The sequence below is a fragment of the Rhizobium sp. SVR5-9E genome, assembly GCF_056755095.1.
Genome location: NZ_JBNDHS010000357.1, coordinates 1 through 282 on the forward strand (window position 1 = coordinate 1; position 282 = coordinate 282).

General features: G+C 42.6%; 1 protein-coding gene. It reads right to left on the minus strand.

Annotation, left to right across the window (positions count from 1 at the left end):
- On the minus strand, positions 1 to 248 hold a 248-nt coding region (locus tag ACPYOJ_RS35165), incomplete at its 3' end, for a hypothetical protein (protein ID WP_481420357.1).
- Positions 249 to 282 lie beyond the last annotated feature (34 nt).

Sequence of the window (282 nt, forward strand, 5' to 3'; positions counted from 1 at the left end):
AGTCTGTTGTATAATTCAGTTGTTCCGTGGTCGTTGAACTGAGAAGCTTTTGTTGCATAGACCGGCATTTCGTCCAATGGCTGTTCCCACAACAAATGATTTCTCTGGAACTGCTTTCTTACGGCCTGAAGTGCGTCAAGTGCACCTCTTTTGTCAGATTTATTTAAAGCAACTAAGTCTGCATAATCCAACATGTCGATTTTTTCCAACTGCGTGGAAGCTCCATATTCAGGCGTCATCACGTACATTGAAACATCCGCAAAATCTGATACTTCCGAACCT